This is a genomic window from Candidatus Cloacimonadota bacterium, assembly GCA_034661015.1.
Lineage (GTDB): Bacteria > Cloacimonadota > Cloacimonadia > JGIOTU-2 > JGIOTU-2 > JAYEKN01.
Genome location: JAYEKN010000013.1, coordinates 19,081 through 27,550, shown reverse-complemented (window position 1 = coordinate 27,550; position 8,470 = coordinate 19,081). Strand labels below are relative to the sequence as shown.

General features: G+C 34.0%; 4 protein-coding genes. All 4 read left to right on the top strand.

Going from position 1 to position 8,470, the window contains the following annotated elements:
• Positions 1-440: 440 nt before the first annotated feature.
• Positions 441-1,505: a M42 family metallopeptidase gene (locus U9P79_00430; GenBank protein ID MEA2103099.1), complete on the top strand. Its 1,065-nt coding sequence runs from the start codon at positions 441-443 to the stop codon at positions 1,503-1,505.
• 831 nt (positions 1,506-2,336) lie between these two features.
• Positions 2,337-3,569, top strand: coding sequence for an ABC transporter permease (locus U9P79_00425; protein ID MEA2103098.1), 1,233 nt, complete (start codon positions 2,337-2,339; stop codon positions 3,567-3,569).
• 104 nt (positions 3,570-3,673) lie between these two features.
• The gene (locus U9P79_00420) at positions 3,674-4,351 is read left to right on the top strand and encodes an ABC transporter ATP-binding protein (protein ID MEA2103097.1); all 678 of its coding nucleotides are present in this window, start codon (positions 3,674-3,676) and stop codon (positions 4,349-4,351) included.
• A 4-nt stretch (positions 4,352-4,355) separates the two neighbouring features.
• Positions 4,356-8,396: a hypothetical protein gene (locus U9P79_00415; protein MEA2103096.1), complete on the top strand. Its 4,041-nt coding sequence runs from the start codon at positions 4,356-4,358 to the stop codon at positions 8,394-8,396.
• Positions 8,397-8,470: the final 74 nt, after the last annotated feature.

Sequence of the window (8,470 nt, the reverse complement as noted above, 5' to 3'; positions counted from 1 at the left end):
AAAATCTGAATAACCTCAGTGTCAGTGAACAATATTCATTTTCAACCTATAAATTTAGAACTTCTACATCACCCATCTCATTTTCATTCTATTTAATTGATCCACTTTTATTTTACCTTTTTGTGAAAATGTGAAATTATAAACCATCTTTCCTCTATAAACGCCAATGTAGGTATAGGTATAATTCACGCTGATCTTTTGCTGATTTTGGGGGGATGCGTGCACCTTCGATCAAGGGTGAGCAAATTACAAAATTATTGATCAACTGCCGTTTTCCCAAGCAATTTTTGTCATGAATTGGTCTCATTCTGAATCCTAGTCTTCTGCTTTTTTCTTACAATTAGGATAAATATTTCCAGATTTTTTGACAGAAAAACATTGAACTTAAAATATTTACCAAATTTTTAAAACTTAAATAATTATTTATAGAAAGGAAAATTATGAACAAAACTTCAAAAAAATTCTTAACAAAATTGATGCATACTCCATCTCCGTCCGGCTATGAACACAAAATTAGAAAAGTTTGGATGGAAGAGATGAAAAAAAATGCTGACTCTGTGAGAGCAGATGTTCAGGGAAGTGCCATCGCTGTGGTAAATCCGGACAAATCACCACGAATTATGCTCGCTGGCCACATGGATGAACTCGGATTTCAAGTAAATTTTATTAACGATAAAGGATTTATCTATTTTAACCAACTTGGTGGTTTTGACTTAGAAATAATTCCGGGACGAAAAGTAATAATTCACACAAGAAATGGCGATATAATCGGAGTTACCGGCAAAAAAGCCATCCATCTTTTTGAGAAAAGTGAGCGTGAAAAAGTTATCAAAGCCCACGAATTATATATTGATATTGGTGCAAAAAGCAAAAAAGAAGTAGAAAAATTGATAGAGATCGGTGACCCGATAACTTATGAGATAAATTTTGAAGAACTCCGAAATGGAATCTACACTGCTCGCGCATTTGATGATAAGATCGGTGCATTTATCGTAGCGGAAGTGATGAAACGGATTTACAAACAAAAGGACAAATTCAACGCCTCATTATACAGCGTAGCCACATGTCAGGAAGAGGTTGGATTACGCGGAGCAAAAACTTCCGCTTATGGAATTGACCCTGATATTGGCATCGCCATTGATGTAACTCACAGCACAGACACGCCGGATGTTGATGCAAAACGCATCGGTAATACAAAACTCGGTGAAGGTGTTCCCATTACACGCGGTCCAAATATCAATCACAAAGTTTTTGAAATACTCGTTGATGTTTCCAAAAAAAATAAAATCAAATTTCAGATCGAAGCAGCTGCTCGTCCTACCGGAACAGATGCGAATGTTATTCAAATGACACGCTCCGGTGTTGCCACCGGTCTTGTTGGCGTTCCTTGCAGATATATGCACACTTTCACAGAAGTTATTTCGATGAACGATGTGGAAAGTGCCATTGATATGCTCACGGAATTTTGTCTCGCAATTGACAGCAGTATAGACTTTACCGAATGATCTAAATTATTTTGATTCGATAGAAAAAATCTCGACTCGGACGTCGTCTGTTACGTTCGAGGCGAGATTTTTTTAACGCAAGAAACCAGATTTGAAAGCACGTTTTGAATCGGGTTTTTTTGGCAGACTGGACTTCATCCACTCTTTTCGGCTGAAGTTCAGAATGCATGATGACGCCACAATTTCAAATTTCAAATTTCCAATTTCAAATTTTTAATTGTTTTTTAATTGTTTTTAATAGCCCAGCCATTCATGGCTGGGGGAAAAAAAGAAACCAAAATAATCAAGGGCGTTCACGCCCTTACATTTCCCCAAAACGCCATAAATGGCGTAAAATAATTTGCCTTATTTTTTACCTATCCGTAAACGGATAGGCTATTTCTTTTCGTGTATTTATGGTTGTTTTTTCACAATTCAAAATTCAAAATTCAAAAACTTGTCCGCCCACTGGCTGATTCAAAATTTCCCTTCTCCCTTTTCCCTTTTCCGTTTTCCCTTCTCCCTTTTCCGTTTCCCGTTTCCCGTTTCCCCTTTTCCCATTTTTAATTGTTTTTTAATAGCCCAGCCATTCATGGCTGGGGGAAAAAAAGAAACCAAAAGAATCAAGGGCATTCACGCCCTTACATTTCTCCCTCAAAAATCCCCACAAATTTATTTACAATAAATGTCCTATTTAACTTTTTTGGCAACATGTTTTATTCAATTAAGTGTTGCGTTTTCATTTACCACAAAAGATTCAATGGTTTTAGCGTTCCGAAGAATTTTGGAACTCTAACTCCAAAAATTCACTATCCTGTAGAATTTGGGCTGAATCCCAAAAAATCATTCTAAATGAAATTATCAAATTTTTTTCTAAAAAAATATTTCTCATTATCCGGAAAAAAGGACTTTTTTTCTTTTAACTCCCTTATTTCCATTCTCGGTATCACGATCGGAGTAATGGCATTAACGGTTTCACTCGGATTATTCAGCGGATATCAAAATGTCATTCAGGATATTATCATTGGAGTAAATTCACACATTTACATAATGAAGTACGAGAATGAACTCATCGAAGATTTCGAATATGAGAAAATTGAAACAATGCTGGATTCGACCAGCTCGGTTCAGTCCTATGCTCCTTACATTTATTCGGAATGTATGAGTAGTAACGATGATTATATTGCCGGAATAATTTTACGAGGAATAAATTATGAAAAAGAATGCGAAGTAACACAGTTCCAACAATACTTAACTGAGGGTTCTTTTAATTCACAAGGAAAAAATATTGTTATCGGAGATAAAATTGCGAAAAGACTTCATGCTGAAGTGGGTGATACGATTTCATTGATCTCACCCTTAAATGCAAATATGAGCCTTGCGGGAATGATTCCAAAAACGATTAAAGTCTGCGTTTCCGGAATTTTCTCCTCAGGAATGTATGAATTTGATAACTCGCTTGTCTTTATCAATATGAATACAATCCAAAATTTCTTGGATATTGGAAATACTTTTAGCGGTATTTCTATCAGGCTAACTCCGGATCAGATTGAATATTCACCCGAAATTGCAGATTCAATAAGGCAAAATCTCTCTTTTCCATTTTACACATCCGATTGGAAATCAATGAATAAAAATCTGTTTAGCATGTTGGAATTGGAAAAGTGGGTGATTTTCATCATCATTGCCCTCATTGTAATTGTTGCCGGTTTTGGTTTGACGAGTGTTCTGATTATGAATATTTTTGATCGAAGAAAAGAGATTGGCATTCTCAAATCTATGGGTGCTACAAATAAAATTGTCCAAACAATCTTTTTCAGCCGCAATATTTTGGTTGGTTTTAGTGGCATAATATTGGGTATGATTTGCGGTAGCATTTTCGCTAAAATTCTAACGGTTACAAATATCATTCAAATTCAAAGCGATGTTTATATGATTGATCGGTTGGTTGTAAAAAATCATTTTATTGATTATTTATTGATCTTTGCGGTGGCAAGTATAATCGTTTTCGTCTCAGCGTCCGTTCCCCTGAAACGAATCAAAAAGATGGATGTTGTTTCCATTATAAATGAAACAAAAAGATAGAATCCGTCAACTAATTTCACCAAATGACACAAATTAATTTTCTATTTCAACTTTGTGAAATTTGTGTAATTCATGGACTTGGCTTTTAGACAGATTGGAGCAAAATGTTAATTACAGCAAAAAATATTACAAAAACATATTCTCAAGGAAATTCTCAACAGAAATTAATTGTGCTTAATGATTTGAATTTTGAACTCAAAGCCGGCACGATTGTAAGCATAACCGGACTTTCCGGCAGTGGAAAAAGCACACTTCTACATATTCTCAGCACATTGGATAAATCAGATTCAGGTTCAATATATTTCAAAGATGAGGATATAAAGTCATTTTCTGATAATAAAATTGCAAATTTCCGCAACAAGCATATTGGATTTGTTTTTCAATTTCATCACTTACTACCGGAATTGGATACTTTGGAAAACGTGGCAATACCAATGATGATTGCCGGAGAATCTGTTTACAAAAGCAAAAAAGAAGCACGGGCAATTCTCAAAAAACTGCGAATGGATAACCGTTCACACCATTTCACCAATCAATTGAGCGGTGGCGAACAGCAGAGAGTGGCTGTAGCACGTGCTTTGGTAAATCATCCTGAAATTATTTTCGCAGATGAACCCACTGGAAGTCTCGATAAAAAACATTCGGACATTTTGCTTGAAATCCTTTTCGACCTTAACACCAATTTTTCAACCTCATTGTTGTTAGTTACTCACAATGAGCAAATCGCTTCACGAACTGATTCATCTTACAGACTCGAACAAGGAAAATTAGTAAAATTATAAAATAATGCGAAAAAAAAAGTGGCTGCTCATCACGATTATTATCCTGATTTCTATTAACGTTTTTTTGTTAGTCCTTCCAAAAATTGTTAATCTGAATCGGATTGTTAGCAACAAATTAACTGCTGCGATAGGCAAAACTTATAATGCCGATATTTCATTCGGTAATATAAATGCTACAACCAAATTTTTGCAACTCTCTGATGTCAGCATCACAGAACGTGATGGCAAATACTCCTTTTCCGCAATACAATTATACTTCGGTTTTAATTTCTGGAGATTTGTGTTTAATGGCTTCCACATCGAAAAAGCAATTGATGAAATTTCCTGTTTCTCTCCAAACATCGAAATAAATTACACAAAACCAAGCAAACACACCAACCCAATTGATTGGAATAAAATCAGAAAATATCTTCTTTATTTTTCCGACATTTCCCTAATCAATGGTAAAATTGATTTTAAAAGCGAACTCGATAATACTAAATTCCACGAAATTCTTACAGACATAAATCTTTCGATCAAAAAAATCAAGACCAAAAATCTTCTGGATTTTTCAGCCCGTAATTCGCAGGATACCGGCGATATTAAATTTTCCGGTTTTCTTAAGGATGAAGATGTTGAACTTTTATGTTCTATCAAAAAATACTCTTTCTCGCCCCTAAAAATTAACGACCTGCTGATAAATAGCGCAAAATTCTCTCTCGAATTTCCCTTTCATTTGCAAACGATTCACGAAAGCGGATTCGTTAATATCAAGGACATTGATGTTGAATGGAAAAATCAGAAAATTACCAGTCAAGAAATTTCGCTAACATTAAAAGACAAGAATCTGTTTTTTGATAAAATCAATTCGTTTTTTATAAAGGATGCGATTGTTGCTTTAACAGGCAAAGTTGAAAATATCCTTACAAAAAATCGGACTGCCAAAATTGATTTCTCTACAAATTATTTCAATATACGGAATTTTAACAAACAATTGACAGGCGAAATATCTCTTTCAGGCTCAATCAGAAATCGCTTATCAAATCCAACAATATCTCATCAGATCTGCAGTTCTCAATTAGCTTTCCGTTCTCAAACCATTAAGGACTTAAACTATAATGGAATTTACCAAAATAGCAGAATTGATTCCATTAATGGCAGTTTGAATTTTTTGAAAAATGATATTAATTTTTCCGGAAACATTGGTATTCAACCTGATAAAATCACTTCCTCAAATATTAATATTCAATTGAATGCTCCGGATTTTCAGACAAAGTTTGCCGATAAAACAGCAAGTAGCTCTTTTGTGATAAATATTACCTCAAACATAGAAAACCCTCATATTCAAGCAAACATCACAAATATCTATTACGCTCCCCAAATCCTCAATTTTGACGATCTGAATGGGAATGTGGACTATAAAAATGACAATCTGAACTTTACCTTTTCCGACAAAAACGATGCTGTGAAAATTCAAGGAAAATATATAAACATCTTCCATTCGCCTTTGTTGGAGTTAAGGATGTCCACCCAAAACTTACATCTGAATAAGTTATTGCAAAAATCTCCTTCCTTTATAGAGGATTATGATCCCATCATTTCATCTGATTTCAAAGTGAAAATGGAGAAAAAAAATATTTACTTTTCAGCAGATATCGAATTCCCTGATAGGTTTAACAAATCCGTAAAAGGAAAATTGACGGCTAAGGGAAATTATTCATTTCATTTGGTAAACAAACCAGCTACTTTTTCCGTAAATTCCGATTCCTTATATCTTAATGGCAAAACATTCACAATCTGCCTTGATGCTGAAAAAGGAAGAGATTCGTTAAATATAAAAAATTTGAAGATAAATGACCAGATTGATGCAAAATTTTGTTTATTTTTCGCAAATAAAAAAATAGAATTCACCGAATCGCAAGGGTTTGTGAATATGTCCCGCATAACTTTTGATCAATTAAAACCCTTGAACATTATTCCGGAAAAATTTAATTTTCAAGGATTTATAAATGGAAAAATTGAAACTGACAAATCCAATCATTGCATTAACGGTGAATTTGAAATTGACTCACTAAAATTTAGTGATCAGGTTGAAAGCCTTAATTCGCAAATATTCTTATGTTTGAACGATACAATTTTTAGAATTACAGATTTCAATATAAAAAGCAGCAATAAAAAAATGCTTACGGGAAATGGAAAAATTTCTTTGGAAAAACCTTATAAAATTGATATTTGGGGAGCAGGTAACAATGTGAATTCCACTGATTTCACACAAACAGATTTTCTACAATTTAATGCAAATTATTCATTCCTGATCACCGGCACATTATCTTCTCCAAAATTGCTTTTTAATTCAAGACTTGAAAATGGCAAAATTTTTAACACAAGATTTGACAACGCAAATATCCAAGTTTTTCAGGACAGCAAGACTTTATATCTAAACGAAATGAATATTTCCCGAAAGAATTTATTCGATCTATCCGCACGAGGAAAATACAGTTTTAACATATTTACCCAAAAATTTTATGATAAATCCGATGGTATAAGCCTTGATTTCAGTGGAGATGTACTGGACATTCTATCCGCATATACCGACAATATTTCCAATTGTGAAAGCCGAACTAATTTACACTTACTCCTTGCTTCAGGGGAAAACGGACCCAGTTTCCAAAGCGGCTCCTTATCGTTAAATAACGGTAAGATGAATATAAAAGGGCAACCGGAAACCGTTCGCGATTTGAATTTCCATTGCACTTTATCAGAAAATATTGTATCCGATCTGCATTCATCATTTAAAATGCGAAAGGGTGAGATGACCATTACAAATAATATTGGGAAAAATTTTTCTGATATAATCTTGGGAAATCTGAATTTGGGAACTTTGCTCATCACCACATCGGAAAAAGGTATTGGATTTCATTTACCAGAATATACCCCGGAAAAATCAATTGCTGAAGTAAAAGTGAGTGGCTTCCAAGATAAATATTTTAGAATCTATAAAGAAAACGACAATCTTAAATTTATGGGAAAAGTTCTTTTCTCAAACGGAACTGTTACGGGTAAAAAAGCAAATAAAAAAAAATCTTCAAACAACAAAAACATATTCGATAACTTAGCTTTTGATATTAATTTAGTTTTTCAAAAAAATATTTGGTATGTTGATCCACCCCTTAATCTAAGAGTTGACCAAGGTGATTATATTAAAATGTTTATAAATCCCAATGAGGATATTTTCCAACTTTCTTTCGATTTACATTCTCAAACCGGTGACATGAGATTGTTTGGCGAAACTTTTCGAGCAAAAGAGGTTACTGTGTCAACCACTAAAAATAGCGATAAAATTTTAATTGATGCTGAATTTGAGAAAAAAACTGCAGATGGATCTATCATTACCCTTTGGCTCAAATCTACCGACAATGAAAATAACGGTGATAATATCGGCACAGATGCTTATGGAAAAGTAAAGGTTTGGATGACAAGCGATGGCAAAGATGACGGCACAATGTTGAGTATTCTTTCAAAATTGCATTATGGCAGAGATTATACTGAATTGGATAATGAAGAAAAGAATGCCTTAGCCAAAGATGAAGTAATCTACTTGGCGAGCGATGAACTGGGTAATATGCTAATCTCTCCTTTTTTGTCGCCATTTGAAGGAGCAGTGAGAAAATTTCTCGGACTGGATTTTTTCAGAGTTAAAACCGGATTTATGAAAAATTTAGTAAAAAAAAGTGGCCTGATTTCGAGCCAAGAAGATTTTTTTGATGAACAAAATGTGGATGCTACCTCTTCAACTGACTTGAAATATTGGGGCAGAGACATCATTCTTGATGACCTTTCATTTGATATGGGAAAATACATAACCCGAGACTGGTACGTTGATTATAAAGCAACTATCCAAAAAGGATTGACGTTCTCCGATGAAGTTGATTACGGGCTACAGCATCAAATAACCCTTCGTTATGATCTTCCCTGGAATATGCGTTTTTTGTATATGTATAGATACTCGCCCATTTTAAATGAAGATATCCAGAGAATCACTTTGGAAGCTTATATCAATTTCTAAACTGAAAAACTTTACTAAAATATTCCTTACTAAAAAATTTGTATAATCTAAAAATATAAAGAATTGTGAGTATT